Raw genomic sequence first — 12,129 nt, forward strand, 5'->3', positions numbered from 1 at the left:
GAAACTATGCTTGGAAGTATGTTTGTCGGTCTTTTGATCGGACTATTAGCTGGAGCTATCACCAATCGTGGAGAACGGATGGGATGCTTTGGGAAAATGTTCCTGGGTTGGATTGGTGCTTTCCTGGGTCAAATGCTTTTTGGAACTTGGGGGCCTATCTTAGCTGATACGGCGATTATCCCATCAGTTTTAGGCGCCATGATTTTATTAGCCATCTTTTGGAAAAAAGACAGCTAGTTTTAACTGCTAGAACAGATAAAGAGGTTGGAAATCTTCCAACCTCTTTTTTATGAGCTGTAAAAAGACTGATATGCGGCTAGCTTGGCTTTCAGTGACTGTTCCTTTTTATATTGCCTCAAGTATGGTACAATAAAAACATGAGAATTCAACAATTACACTATATTATCAAAATCGTAGAGACTGGTTCGATGAATGAGGCTGCCAAGCAACTTTTCATTACACAACCGAGTCTATCAAATGCCGTTCGTGACCTAGAAAATGAGATGGGAATTGAGATTTTTATCCGAAATCCTAAGGGGATTACCCTTACACGTGATGGGATGGAGTTTTTATCCTATGCCCGTCAGGTTGTCGAGCAAACGCAACTTCTAGAAGAACGCTATAAGAACCCAATCGCTCATCGCGAGCTTTTTAGTGTGTCTTCGCAGCACTATGCTTTTGTGGTCAATGCTTTTGTTTCCTTGCTTAAGAAAAGCGATATGGAAAAGTACGAGCTTTTTTTGCGTGAAACCAGAACTTGGGAGATCATCGACGACGTCAAGAACTTCCGAAGTGAAGTAGGAGTTCTCTTTTTAAATAGCTATAACCGGGACGTTCTTTCGAAGATGTTGGACGACAACCATCTCGTTGCCCACCATCTCTTTACAGCCCAACCACATATATTTGTCAGCAAGACCAACCCTCTTGCTAAGAGAGACAAGGTGCAGTTGGCAGACCTAGAAGACTTCCCATATTTGAGCTATGACCAAGGGACCCATAATTCCTTCTATTTCTCAGAAGAGATTTTGTCACAAGAACACCATAAGAAATCCATCGTTGTTAGTGACCGTGCGACCTTGTTCAATCTCTTGATTGGTTTGGACGGTTATACCATCGCGACTGGTATCCTTAATAGTAACCTCAATGGAGACAATATCGTTTCGATTCCACTTGATATTGATGATCCCATTGAACTGGTTTATATCCAGCATGAGAAAACTAGCTTGTCTAAGATGGGTGAACGCTTCATCGAGTACCTACTTGAAGAAGTTCGCTTTGATAAGTAATTTGAATAAATGAGAAGAGAAAAGAAGAATGACGACATTAAATACAAATGATTTTGATTTTCACTTGCCGGAGGAACTGATTGCTCAGACTCCTCTGGAAAAGCGCGATGCCTCTAAACTCTTGATGGTCAATCGCAAAACAGGTGAATTTCAAGATCGCCACTTTCACTCCATTATCGAAATGCTAGAGCCAGGTGATGCCCTGGTTATGAATGATACCCGTGTCTTGCCAGCTCGACTTCATGGTCAAAAAGAAGAAACAGGGGGCCATGTTGAACTCTTACTTTTGAAAAATACAGCAGGAGACGAATGGGAGGTCTTGGCTAAACCAGCTAAACGTCTCAAGGTCGGCACCCGTGTTATCTTTGGTGATGGTCGACTTGGCGCAGTTGTGACCGAGGAATTAACTCATGGTGGTCGTATTGTCCGTTTTGAGTATGAAGGAATTTTCCTAGAAGTACTTGAAAGTCTTGGAGAAATGCCTTTGCCTCCTTATATTCACGAAAAATTGGATGACCGTGAACGTTACCAGACAGTCTATGCCAAGGAGAGTGGATCAGCAGCAGCCCCAACAGCAGGGCTACATTTTACCAAAGAATTACTAGAAGAAATCCAGCAAAAAGGCGTTCACCTAGTCTACCTGACCTTGCACGTTGGACTTGGGACCTTTAGACCTGTTTCAGTAGATAATTTGGATGAGCATGAGATGCACTCAGAGTTTTATCAATTGTCTGAGGAAGCTGCATCGACCTTGCGTCAGGTCAAAGAAAATGGTGGCCGTGTCATTGCTGTGGGGACAACCTCTATCCGTACACTAGAGACTATCGGAAGCAAGTTTAACGGCCAAATCCAGGCCGACTCTGGCTGGACCAATATCTTTATCAAGCCAGACTATGACTGGAAGGTGGTGGATGCTTTTTCTACTAATTTCCATTTGCCGAAGTCTACCTTGGTCATGCTTGTCTCAGCCTTTGCAGGCCGTGAATTGGTCCTCAAAGCCTACCAGCATGCTATCGATGAAAAATACCGTTTCTTTAGCTTTGGCGATGCCATGTTTATCTACTAAAAAACGAGCAAATCAAAACTAGAAATAAAAGGGCTAATTCCTACTTGGATTAGTCTTTTTTCGATATATGACAGCTATTGAATTAAAAGCAAATAAATGATACACTGAAGACTACGATACAGCCGTCAAATATATGTAAAATCTGACGAGCTACTTTTATCTGTGTCTATTTCAAAGGAGATTTTTATGAAAAACAAAACATTGCGCTATACGAGCCTATCAGTCCTGACCTTGTTGGCTGCCTTGACCTTGGTTGCCTGTGGTGGAAAGACTGACAAGAATACGTCATCTTCAAACCAAAAGGAGACAACAAGCAAGGTGACTACAGAGTCCGCAAGTAAAACTGAAGCAGGCCAAAAAGAGGAGCAGAAGTCAGAATCAAATAGTGCGACAGAAGCTACAACTACTCAAGCAGAACAAAAGGAAGATAAGAAAAAATCACAAGAGGCTTACGCTAAATTTGTAGGAACTTGGGAAAACTACGCGGGAACAACTGCAACAGTCACAGCAGATGGAATTGTAACGATCCAAAGTTCAAATGGAACCTTTAAATACGAGATGGGTCAAGTAGAGGAAAAAGACGGCTACTACTCAACAGGTATTCATCTTGTCGGTGGTGGGCAAGGGGCACGACTGATCTTTACCCCAGCTGGAGTCCAAAACGAAGTGACAGGTACAGATGGCAGTCAAGATGTCTTGTCTATCGGTCAATCTGTAAGCGACAAAGATAACCAGTTTTACCGTAACTAAGCACATCAACATGAAGTAAGGGTGGAGAAATGTTCTTGCTTTTTTACAAGTTTTCGAAGCATAAAATTTTAAGCATTCAAATTTACACGACGTTTAAGTTGGCTAATTAGCAAGCTCGCGTTAAAGTGAAAGATAATAAGGACAATATCAAAAAAGCCCTACATCAGGGCTTTTTTTACTTGCTAATATAAGAAATCAATGCCGTAGTTTTCTTTTAGATAGGTCGCCAACTCGGCTTTTTCTTCCTCTCTAAATCGACAGAGGCTAAGGGCGAGCCGCAATATCAGAACACTTGTATCGATGATGACGTTTGACTTAGAAATATCTTCTAGCTGGGTCACCTCTCTCAGGTCAAAATCTAAATAGCAAGCTTTGCTGTTGACATGGTCGGGGTCACTGACATCCACTTCAACATACGATGCTCGCAACAATTCTTCTTTTGGGATGAAGATTTCTTTTGAGAAGAAGAGACCGGGATAGACATAAATACCTTCAAATGTGAATTCAAAGGAGAGTCTACGACTAGTCAGTCTTTTGATGCCTGCAATCGTTGAATAGATAGCAGCGAAAAAGAGGATGGTTGGAACCACAGTGAGAAGACTAAGCTGGGAAAAGTCGATCAATCCATGCGCGAGGAAAAAGAAAAATTGAAAGAATACACCCACCGCAAAGACTAGATAGCCGACACCGACAAATTTTGAATAATAGATTTTCATAAAACCTCCAAATATAGAATTGAACTCGCCAACGCTTTTTCAGTAGAAGGAGTAAAGATCATGCAGAGATAAAATTCTAGGTATTCCCATCATATCCTATGGAGCGAAGTTCTGTCAACCTTTTAGCAAGATGTAGCTCTTAGCTATTCTATGACCTAGTAAGTTGGTTTATGGTATACTAGGATAATAAAATTCCAAAATTTGAAGACTTATTTTCATAAATAGAAAGAAGTAAATATGTTTTTTCTTAGACGTCGCGTCTTTATCGGCGAATGCAATGGTCAAGCGGTCTATTATGACCAAAGAACCAGAGAAGCTTTAGCCGCTCCAAAGAGTAAGTTGCTCAATACTGAAGGCGCTCGTGACACGAATTCCTTTATTCTTGAATTGGTAGTTCTCTTTCTCGTAAAACGGAAATTGAACTTTTTTCTAATTAAGTAGAGCATATTTCTGTTTAAACAACTCAATTTTATCATTGCAGTAATTGATTAATTCTTGTGCTTTTTCAAGTGTGTAGCCTTTTTCAGATACCGACTTCACTTTCTTTTCCTCAAAATAGTAGCCTGTCAAGCCCCTGACTTCCTCTGATAAGGTGAGATAATAGCCTGTTTCGATTCCCTGATCTAGATCTTTCGAGAGAGACTTCATCAGGCGTCCGAAGAGAGACTTTTTCGTCTTTTCATCACTGGAATTATTTCCCAAGTTAGTTGAGATAAGACCAGGATGATAGGCATTGATGGTGATGTTTGAACCTTTTAAAAAGAAATCTCTTGCCAGATATCGTGTCATCCAAATGGTATAGAGTTTGGAATTATTATAAGCTAATCCTGGATTGTATTCTTTCTCAAATCCAAAATCCAAATCCTTGACCTTGGCAAAATGATGCATATAGGAAGAGGTATTAATGACACGACCGTCAGCCGCTTTTTCTAACAAGGGACTTAGCTCAGTTGTTAATACATAGGGAACCAGAACGGATAACATAAAAGTCAACTCGACATTTTCAGCACTCGCTTTTCGTTCTTTTCCTGCATACAGGCCTGCATTGTTAAACAAGACATCGATACTTTGAAAGTCTCGCTTGATTTCCTCCGAAAATCGATAAACATCGTCTAATTTTGAAAAATCTGCCAAGTAGTTTGAAACTCTGCCTCTCAGGGAAACGGCCCGGACCTCTTGAAGCGCCAATTCCAGTTTTTGAGGATTTCGACCATGAAGTATAACCTGATGCCCTTCACTAGCCAGTTTCTTTGCCAAATGTTTACCAATACCGTCAGTAGCGCCTGTTATTAGAATAGTTTTTACCATATTAGTCATCCAAGAAAGCAATGAGTTCTTTTGAAAACTCCTCTGCATATTGGAAAATCGAACCGTGACCAGCATTTGGATAGATGATAAGCTTACTATCTTTTATTTTCTCATGCATATCATAAGAATTTTCCGTTGGAACCTGCATATCCTTGTCCCCATTGACGATTAAGGTTGGTTGGGTGATAAATCTTAGGTCGTCTTGAGAATCTTTCCCCCAACGTTTAATGGCTTTGAGTTGAGTTAGGAATCCTGATAGATTCATGTCTTTATCCGCAAATTCCTTTGTTCTCATCCCCATTCGTCCTAGGACTTTCAAAGCTTCAATTTTCCCTTGTTCATCATGATTATAGAAGATATAGCGTTTAGGATCGATGCGCTCGAGTCCAGCTTTAAACATATAGTTAAAGGTTTTCCCTGTGACCTTATCGACCTCTTTTCCGCCTCGAGGTCCTGTTCCAGCCAAGATTAAACGATTAACTAGAGTAGGATTTATTCGGATGATTTCTTGGGCAATCATACCTCCCATAGAAAGGCCAAGAAGATTGATTTTATCGTAACCAAGCGCTTTTACAAAGTCAATTGTCTGCTTAACCATTCCAGGAATAGTCGGAGCAACTTTGCCTTGACTGGCTCCAACTCCAGGAAGATCAACTGCAATGACATGGTGCTTTTCAGCAATCAGGTCTAAGAGTTTAGGATCCCAGTTATCGAGAGTTGCTGCCAAATGAACCAGCATCAGAAGAGGTAGTTTTGATTTGCCTTTACTAAGTTCGCGATAAGCGATTTTGTTTCCGTCGACTGTGATGTATTGATTTTTTGCAGTAAGATATGACATTGTGTTTTCCTTTTTATTTCTTAAAGCTGAGGACTGTTTTTCCACGTGAGCGACCATTAGCGACTTTGTCTAATGCGCTATTTACCTCTTCAAATGGATAAACTGTATCGATAGAGGGTTTGATTTCGAGTTTGCTAAAGAGGTCAGCTACCTCTTGTAATTGAGCGCCATTGCTTTCTACAAATATAAAATGGTAGTGAACACCATATTTTTCCGACATTTTATCAAATTTGCGACCTGCTAAGCCAAGAATAATCTGTTTCCATTTTGGTAGATTCATACGTTTGGCAAAGGCGACGTTTGGCATGGCACGGAGGGAAACAAGCTGTCCACCTTTTTTTCATGATAGACATTTGTTTTTCAGTTTCAGCTCCACCGAGAGTATCGAGAACATAGTCTACCTGGCTAACAGTTTTTGTATAATCCTCTGTTTTGTAATCGATAAATCTATCTGCTCCTAGTTTCAACACACGCTCAGCGCTATCTCCAGAACCGTTGGTAATGACTTTCAATCCTTTGGCCTTGGCAATAGGAATGGCCATTCCACCGACACCTCCAGTACCACCAGAAATAAAGATCGTTTTCCCAGCTTGAGCGCCCATGAGGTCAAGAGCCTGCATGATGGTCAAGGCAGTCAAAGGTACAGCAGCAGCTTCCTCGTCTGATAGATAGTCTGGAACCTTGGCTAAGGCTTGGCTATCGACAGCTACGTATTCTGCAAAGGCGCCGATATGATCAAGTGGCAGACGGCCAAAGACACGATCTCCTACCTGAAAGTTGTCAACTTGCTTGCCAATGCTTTCAACGATTCCAACGACCTCGTTACCTGCAGTTTGAGGAAGTTTGTAAGGAACAATCATCTTAACCTCACCACGAGAGATCATGTTATCGAGAGGATTAACTCCGGCTGCGGTGACTTTAACTAAAACTTCATTGTCTGTAATACTTGGTTTAGCGATTTCTGTGATGTTTAGTGTGATATTATTTTTGTTATAAGTAGTATGTTGTGCGACTTTCATATGTTTTCTCTTTTCTTTTTATTTTATATACCTGTATCTAATACAAGTACATTTTGTTTCCAGTAAAAACTGACTTGCTAGCAAATCAGTTTCGGACTTGTTTGGCTTGTTTATATAGATTGTTAATGACATCTTCTAAAGTTTGATTTGCTAATTCCTTCTCTAATTGAGATTCGGCACTAGCGAAAAGCGGCGAAACTGCTCCTTGGATATGTTTTCCAACGGGACAATCGGGATTACTATTTTGATGAACAGGAAATAAACTAATGTGATTGATTTCTTGAGTAGCATAGTAGATCTCTAGTAAAGTCATTTTCTTTGGAGACTTACTGAGTTGATAGCCTGTTTTTCCTTGCTGGGAATGAATCAAATCTGCATTTTTCAATAAGGCAATCACCTTTCGAATGTAACTAGCGTTAGTCCCAACACTAATAGCTAGTGCTTGAGAACTTAATATTTCTTTGCTTTCACTAATCATGGTTAGGATGTGCAAGGCTACTGAAAATTTCGTATCCATATAAACTCCTTTAGATAACTTGTATCTGATACAATAACAAGTATAGCACAAATAAAAAGAAAAGCAAGACTTTTGTTTTAAATTAAAAAAAATTTTTTGAAGAGTGTCATCAGATTAGAGATGTTTGGTAAGAAAGTTCATAATCAAATGGGAGGATAAACTTGTTTTAAAGAAACAGAATCTCCCCTCTCTGCTTGATTAAACATATCTTAGTTTGTGCCTAGTAAACTTTGTTTCATAATCTAATTATATGTTATTTCATTCCGTTTTTTTGTTCTTTTCAAAGCGTTATGAGGACTTGAAACTTATTTTATAATTTTTAATTAGTAAAAAGTTGAATTATAGTGAGTATTGTGTCACAATAGGTAATATATAAATAATTAATGGAATGGATATAATTCTTTCCTACCTTTACAAGAAGGATTGGTTGCACCTTTTTTATCTAGCAATTATGGTTAGCTTTCAAGTTTAGCTAGTTTTTAAAAGCTCTGATTTCGACTCAATAAAACAAATTTCAGAAGTGCAAAAGACAAGATGGTGACATTGCTACAGTCAGTCGCCATGTCTTGCTGGCACAGGCTGTTTGTGCCGTCAGCTATTTACCAGTCAATTTGATCAAAGGGCTTAATTATTATTTTTGAAAGGTCTTTTATGGAAAAAATTCTTTCTTTAGGTCTGACAGGTAAGAAATTACTTGTTCAGGGTTTCTTGTTTGTTCTGCTAGGTCTTATCTTGATGGTCACGGGAACTTGGTTGCCAGTGACGGTTATTCGACTGGTTCTGTTTTTAGCTTGGATAGCAACGGTCTTAGATTTAGTATTACGTATTTTCAAAAAAAGTCAGTCAACGGACACCTTGGGAGTTGCACTGGTTAAATTGTTAGTGATGGGATATTTGCTAGGCTCGAATCTTGCTACTGATGTGCCAATTTATATTTTGGCTCTTGTGATTGGAATTTATCAGATTTTTCATGCTAGTATCAACCTTGTCACCTATGTTCTCTACCGCAAAAACAAAATTCGACCTCGTTTTCGTTTCTTACTAGATGGTCTCGTACTAGTTTTTCTTGGTGGGACTAGTCTTTTGTCCTCTACGGGAAATTCTGTCTTTCAACTCTTTGTTTTAGGGGCTTATTTTTGCCTTTATGGTGTGTCCAATATCCGTGACGGTTTCTTATTTGAAAAGGAAATTGGGAAAAACCATCTCAAACGTCGTGTCAGAATGAGCTTACCTATTGCCCTAGCCGCTCTCATCCCTGCAAGTACTTTAGCAAAAATCAATAAATTCATGCAGGAAAATGCTGATGAGGAAGAAGATATCCATCTTGGAATAGTGAAGTCTGGTAAGACAGCAGAGCTAGAAATTTTTGTTCATACAGCTGAGACCTCCCTGTTTTCAGCTATTGGTCATGTGGATATCTGCTATCAGGGCCGTGTTATTTCTTATGGCAACTATGATCCGTCATCTGAGACCTTATTTGGTATGGTAGGAGATGGTGTCTTATATTTCTGTGACCGCGATAAGTACATTGATCTATGTAAACGTGAGAGTCAAAAAACACTTTTTGGTTATGGAATAGATTTGACACCTGAAATGGAAAAAGCAATTCAAAAAAAGTTGACTGAATTGAAACAACTGACGATTCCATGGGAGCCAAGTGCGGATAAAATCACGACAGGTGATGGTAAGGAAGACTACACCTACGCTTATAAAATCAGACATGAGACGGATGGGGAACTTTATAAATTTATCAAATCTAAGTTTAAATCCTACTTTGTCTTATCCACAAATTGTGTGCTCTTGGCAGATACCATAGTCGGTCAGGCTGGAACAGATATCCTCTCACCCAAAGGATTTATCGCACCAGGAACTTATCAAGCCTACCTTGACCGAGAGTTTGAAAAACCAAATAGTATAGTCGTATCTAAACATGTTTATTAAGGAGAATTTATGGACTTAGTAAAAAAATACACCCCGTTAATACTTTTTATAGGGCTGGTTGCTCTTGTAATTCTGAATGCATCGAGCTTTATATCAGGAGCAATCTCTCTCTTTGATGTAATATCAACCTTGATTTATGGTGCTGTTATTGCTTTTGTGCTTAATGTTCCTATGAAAAAAATTGAACAGTACTTAGTTAAATTGAAGGTAAAGGCAGAGTTGCGTCGTCCGATTGCCATGGTACTTGTTTTCCTAGCTCTTATCTTAATCGTGATTGCTCTTTTGGTTTTGGTGCTGCCAACCCTAGCCCAGACTATTAGTCAGCTGGGAACAGTCCTTTCAACAGTCCTTACTCAACTTGGGAAATTGCTAGGCAGCTCGGAATTTGTAACCAAAGACATGTTGTCAACTATCGTATCAGGCATACAGGGACAATCTAGTTCTATTAGCCAAGCTTTGATAGGTTTTTTATCAGGTCTGACTAGTAATATCGGCAATATTTTTTCAAGTTTGATGAATGCCTTTTTGATTATAGTCTTCACCTTTTTATTTTTATCCAGTAAGGAACATTTGGCAGCGATGACGAGTCGACTTCTAAAAGTTTTTCTTCCAGAGAAGGTGGTGATAAAGTTGACTTACATTGGACAAGTAGCACTAGAGACTTATGACCAATTTTTGATGAGTCAGCTGATTGAAGCAGTTATCATAGGAGTTATGATAGCGGTTGGTTACAGCGTGTTTGGGATACCCTATGGAGTAATGACAGGTATCTTTGCAGGAGTGCTATCGTTCATTCCTTATGTAGGGCCTATGATTGCTTGTGTTGTGGGAGCGATTTTTATCTTCACAGTGAGTCCTACTCAAGCCTTACTTTCTCTTCTTCTATATCAAGTTATACAGCTGATTGAAGGAAACCTTATTTATCCTAGAGTTGTAGGTCAGTCTATTGGTTTGCCAGCTATTTTCACGCTTGCGGCTGCTAGTATTGGAGGCAATCTCTTTGGCTTACTTGGGATGATATTCTTTACCCCCGTATTTGCTGTTATCTATCGACTGGTTAAAGAATTTGTCGTTGCAAAGGAAAATCAGGTAGATTAAGAAAAACTAAATTTAATAAGATATACTGAGAAGAGAGTGAGAGATTCTCTTCTCTTTTATTTTTAAATACTTTTCTACAAAAAGCTATTAGACGTTAAAAAAAGCCTTGGTTTCAAGGCTTATTTCTGTTGATTTAGATGTGCCCCCTGCAGGGCTCGAACCTGCGCCCCATAGCTTAAGAGTCTACTGCTCTACCAACTGAGCTAAGGAGGCAACAGAAAAAGCTGAGAATGTAACTTCCCAGCTATTTTAATATGCCCAAAATGGCAGCTAGATTATTTACGAAAGGCATCAAGGATATAGGTGAAACCAACAATTAAAAATGCAAAGGCAACGACATAAACGACAAAGACACTTGTAGCTACTGGATTGAACAAAATCACTAGACCTAGTAAAAATGCAAGCAACGCTATCCACATGATATGGTTGCCAATAATAGGGAAAATCAATCCCAGACGATTGCCTTTAAAGAAAACTATAATGGCTTCTACAATTAACCAAATTCCTAAAATAGTTGGAATGACAACTGGCAGCGTCACAAAGCCATAGGCAACGAGGTAAAGAGCTAAGAGAAGATTAACAATCCCTTGGAAAAGATGAGCTGGTGAGCGAAGCTCTTTTGGTACAGAGAAATAGCCTAAAATAGCTGCTATAGAAGAAACCAGTAAACCAAATGAAATCCACCAGCTGTAAGCAACAAGATTAGCTACTGGGTTTGTAAATAGGAAAAGTCCTAAAAGGACAAAAACAACTCCTGCAAGGAATAGCAGTAAACGATTAGAAAATTTCATTTCAATACCCCCTATATAGTATAGTTTTCTAATAAAACTATTGTACTTATTTTTATAGAAAATGTCAATAAAATAAATAAACAATTTGGAAGTTTCAGTCTGACTTACAAAAAGAAAAGGAGTTTTCACTCCTTTTCACAGATTGAAGACAAAGTCCTTATAAAAGTGTCTTCTAAAGATTTTAACTTCAATCTGAAGCGAGGTTATCCTCGCTTTTTCTATTTATCAAACAATTCCTTATTTTCAATTAAGAGTTCTAGTGGAGATTTATCCCTTGCTTCAATAAAACCAGGTTCATATTGGTTATGAAGTGTTCTTTTCTGAGAAGTTGGATCAATATACAACTCATCTCCATCTTCTGTGTATAGTTGGTTGCCTCTTGTTAAGTAAAGTAAATCCTCTAAGTACTGTCCATCAGTTTCTAGAAAATCTTCGATGTATTTGACAGCTTTTAAAATCTCACTTACTTTATCAGAGTATTCATTAGATTCAAGAACACTCTTTTCTAACTCAATCTCTTTACTAGTTCCAAATAGTTGGGTTGGAGTTGCATTAAAATATTCTGCTATCTTATCCAAATTTGCAAAGGTAGGATAGCTTTTTTGTTTTTCGTAATCAGAGATGTCTGGAAAGATTGCTCATAAAAAAATGTGGGGCAAATGATGGGGCAAATCAGTTATAGACAAGCAAAAAAGCCTTATAAATCAAGGCTTTTTCCTGTTGATTTAGATGCCCCCTGCAGGGCTCGAACCTGCGACCCATAGATTAAGAGTCTACTGCTCTACCAACTGAGCTAAGG

The 12,129-nt window shown here is 38.9% G+C and carries 13 protein-coding genes, 1 tRNA gene and 1 pseudogene; 7 read left to right on the forward strand and 8 right to left on the reverse strand.

The window, feature by feature from the left end:
• Positions 1–6 precede the first annotated feature (6 nt).
• The 4 genes from HMPREF2957_RS07720 (at position 7) to HMPREF2957_RS07735 (ending at position 3,102) form a co-directional block, all read left to right on the forward strand.
• Positions 7–237: a GlsB/YeaQ/YmgE family stress response membrane protein gene (locus HMPREF2957_RS07720; protein WP_004250730.1), complete on the forward strand. Its 231-nt coding sequence runs from the start codon at positions 7–9 to the stop codon at positions 235–237.
• A gap of 140 nt (positions 238–377) precedes the next feature.
• Positions 378–1,286, forward strand: coding sequence for a LysR family transcriptional regulator (locus tag HMPREF2957_RS07725; RefSeq protein WP_004250738.1), 909 nt, complete (start codon positions 378–380; stop codon positions 1,284–1,286).
• 28 nt (positions 1,287–1,314) lie between these two features.
• The gene (gene queA / locus HMPREF2957_RS07730; protein WP_070678717.1) at positions 1,315–2,352 is read left to right on the forward strand and encodes a tRNA preQ1(34) S-adenosylmethionine ribosyltransferase-isomerase QueA; all 1,038 of its coding nucleotides are present in this window, start codon (positions 1,315–1,317) and stop codon (positions 2,350–2,352) included.
• A 186-nt stretch (positions 2,353–2,538) separates the two neighbouring features.
• A complete protein-coding gene (locus tag HMPREF2957_RS07735; protein ID WP_006149367.1) occupies positions 2,539–3,102 on the forward strand; it encodes a hypothetical protein in 564 nt (187 codons plus the stop codon).
• 182 nt (positions 3,103–3,284) lie between these two features.
• Here the strand turns inward: HMPREF2957_RS07735 and HMPREF2957_RS07740 are convergent, their stop codons facing one another.
• Positions 3,285–3,818 carry a hypothetical protein gene (locus tag HMPREF2957_RS07740; RefSeq protein WP_070678721.1) on the reverse strand — a complete coding sequence of 178 codons (534 nt, stop codon included), beginning with the start codon at positions 3,816–3,818 and terminating at the stop codon, positions 3,285–3,287.
• A 237-nt stretch (positions 3,819–4,055) separates the two neighbouring features.
• Between HMPREF2957_RS07740 and HMPREF2957_RS07745 the strand changes: the two genes are divergently transcribed.
• Positions 4,056–4,259 carry a hypothetical protein gene (locus tag HMPREF2957_RS07745; RefSeq protein WP_006149369.1) on the forward strand — a complete coding sequence of 68 codons (204 nt, stop codon included), beginning with the start codon at positions 4,056–4,058 and terminating at the stop codon, positions 4,257–4,259.
• Here the strand turns inward: HMPREF2957_RS07745 and HMPREF2957_RS07750 are convergent.
• The 4 genes and pseudogenes from HMPREF2957_RS07750 to HMPREF2957_RS07765 form a co-directional block, all read right to left on the reverse strand.
• Positions 4,248–5,126 carry an SDR family NAD(P)-dependent oxidoreductase gene (locus HMPREF2957_RS07750; RefSeq protein WP_070679042.1) on the reverse strand — a complete coding sequence of 293 codons (879 nt, stop codon included), beginning with the start codon at positions 5,124–5,126 and terminating at the stop codon, positions 4,248–4,250. The genes HMPREF2957_RS07745 and HMPREF2957_RS07750 overlap by 12 nt on opposite strands.
• 1 nt (position 5,127) lies before the next feature.
• Positions 5,128–5,964: an alpha/beta fold hydrolase gene (locus HMPREF2957_RS07755; RefSeq protein ID WP_070678726.1), complete on the reverse strand. Its 837-nt coding sequence runs from the start codon at positions 5,962–5,964 to the stop codon at positions 5,128–5,130.
• Positions 5,965–5,977: 13 nt separating this feature from the next.
• Positions 5,978–6,983: pseudogene (locus HMPREF2957_RS07760) on the reverse strand (NADP-dependent oxidoreductase).
• An 85-nt stretch (positions 6,984–7,068) separates the two neighbouring features.
• A complete protein-coding gene (locus tag HMPREF2957_RS07765; protein WP_070678730.1) occupies positions 7,069–7,500 on the reverse strand; it encodes an Rrf2 family transcriptional regulator in 432 nt (143 codons plus the stop codon).
• 651 nt (positions 7,501–8,151) lie between these two features.
• Between HMPREF2957_RS07765 and HMPREF2957_RS07770 the strand changes: the two genes are divergently transcribed.
• Together HMPREF2957_RS07770 and HMPREF2957_RS07775 are read left to right on the forward strand one after the other, a co-directional pair.
• Positions 8,152–9,441: a hypothetical protein gene (locus tag HMPREF2957_RS07770; RefSeq protein WP_070678733.1), complete on the forward strand. Its 1,290-nt coding sequence runs from the start codon at positions 8,152–8,154 to the stop codon at positions 9,439–9,441.
• A gap of 9 nt (positions 9,442–9,450) precedes the next feature.
• Positions 9,451–10,539, forward strand: coding sequence for an AI-2E family transporter (locus HMPREF2957_RS07775; protein WP_070678736.1), 1,089 nt, complete (start codon positions 9,451–9,453; stop codon positions 10,537–10,539).
• A gap of 140 nt (positions 10,540–10,679) precedes the next feature.
• Here HMPREF2957_RS07775 and HMPREF2957_RS07780 read toward each other — a convergent pair.
• The 3 genes from HMPREF2957_RS07780 to HMPREF2957_RS07790 form a co-directional block, all read right to left on the reverse strand.
• Positions 10,680–10,752, reverse strand: a tRNA-Lys gene (locus tag HMPREF2957_RS07780).
• Between the two features lie 62 nt (positions 10,753–10,814).
• A complete protein-coding gene (locus tag HMPREF2957_RS07785; protein WP_070678738.1) occupies positions 10,815–11,330 on the reverse strand; it encodes a DUF308 domain-containing protein in 516 nt (171 codons plus the stop codon).
• A 218-nt stretch (positions 11,331–11,548) separates the two neighbouring features.
• Positions 11,549–11,965, reverse strand: coding sequence for a helix-turn-helix domain-containing protein (locus HMPREF2957_RS07790; RefSeq protein WP_225305933.1), 417 nt, complete (start codon positions 11,963–11,965; stop codon positions 11,549–11,551).
• Positions 11,966–12,129 lie beyond the last annotated feature (164 nt).

Source organism: Streptococcus sp. HMSC062D07 (assembly GCF_001814215.1).
Lineage (GTDB): Bacteria > Bacillota > Bacilli > Lactobacillales > Streptococcaceae > Streptococcus > Streptococcus infantis_I.

Bases quoted from the DNA above. Each gene is read 5' to 3' on its own strand.
- HMPREF2957_RS07745 (WP_006149369.1), top strand. From the start codon at position 4,056: ATGTTTTTTCTTAGACGTCGCGTCTTTATCGGCGAATGCAATGGTCAA.
- HMPREF2957_RS07750 (WP_070679042.1), bottom strand. From the start codon at position 5,126: ATGGTAAAAACTATTCTAATAACAGGCGCTACTGACGGTATTGGTAAA.
- HMPREF2957_RS07765 (WP_070678730.1), bottom strand. From the start codon at position 7,500: ATGGATACGAAATTTTCAGTAGCCTTGCACATCCTAACCATGATTAGT.
- HMPREF2957_RS07735 (WP_006149367.1), top strand. From the start codon at position 2,539: ATGAAAAACAAAACATTGCGCTATACGAGCCTATCAGTCCTGACCTTG.
- queA (WP_070678717.1), top strand. From the start codon at position 1,315: ATGACGACATTAAATACAAATGATTTTGATTTTCACTTGCCGGAGGAA.
- HMPREF2957_RS07725 (WP_004250738.1), top strand. From the start codon at position 378: ATGAGAATTCAACAATTACACTATATTATCAAAATCGTAGAGACTGGT.
- HMPREF2957_RS07775 (WP_070678736.1), top strand. From the start codon at position 9,451: ATGGACTTAGTAAAAAAATACACCCCGTTAATACTTTTTATAGGGCTG.
- HMPREF2957_RS07720 (WP_004250730.1), top strand. From the start codon at position 7: ATGCTTGGAAGTATGTTTGTCGGTCTTTTGATCGGACTATTAGCTGGA.
- HMPREF2957_RS07770 (WP_070678733.1), top strand. From the start codon at position 8,152: ATGGAAAAAATTCTTTCTTTAGGTCTGACAGGTAAGAAATTACTTGTT.
- HMPREF2957_RS07785 (WP_070678738.1), bottom strand. From the start codon at position 11,330: ATGAAATTTTCTAATCGTTTACTGCTATTCCTTGCAGGAGTTGTTTTT.
- HMPREF2957_RS07740 (WP_070678721.1), bottom strand. From the start codon at position 3,818: ATGAAAATCTATTATTCAAAATTTGTCGGTGTCGGCTATCTAGTCTTT.
- HMPREF2957_RS07755 (WP_070678726.1), bottom strand. From the start codon at position 5,964: ATGTCATATCTTACTGCAAAAAATCAATACATCACAGTCGACGGAAAC.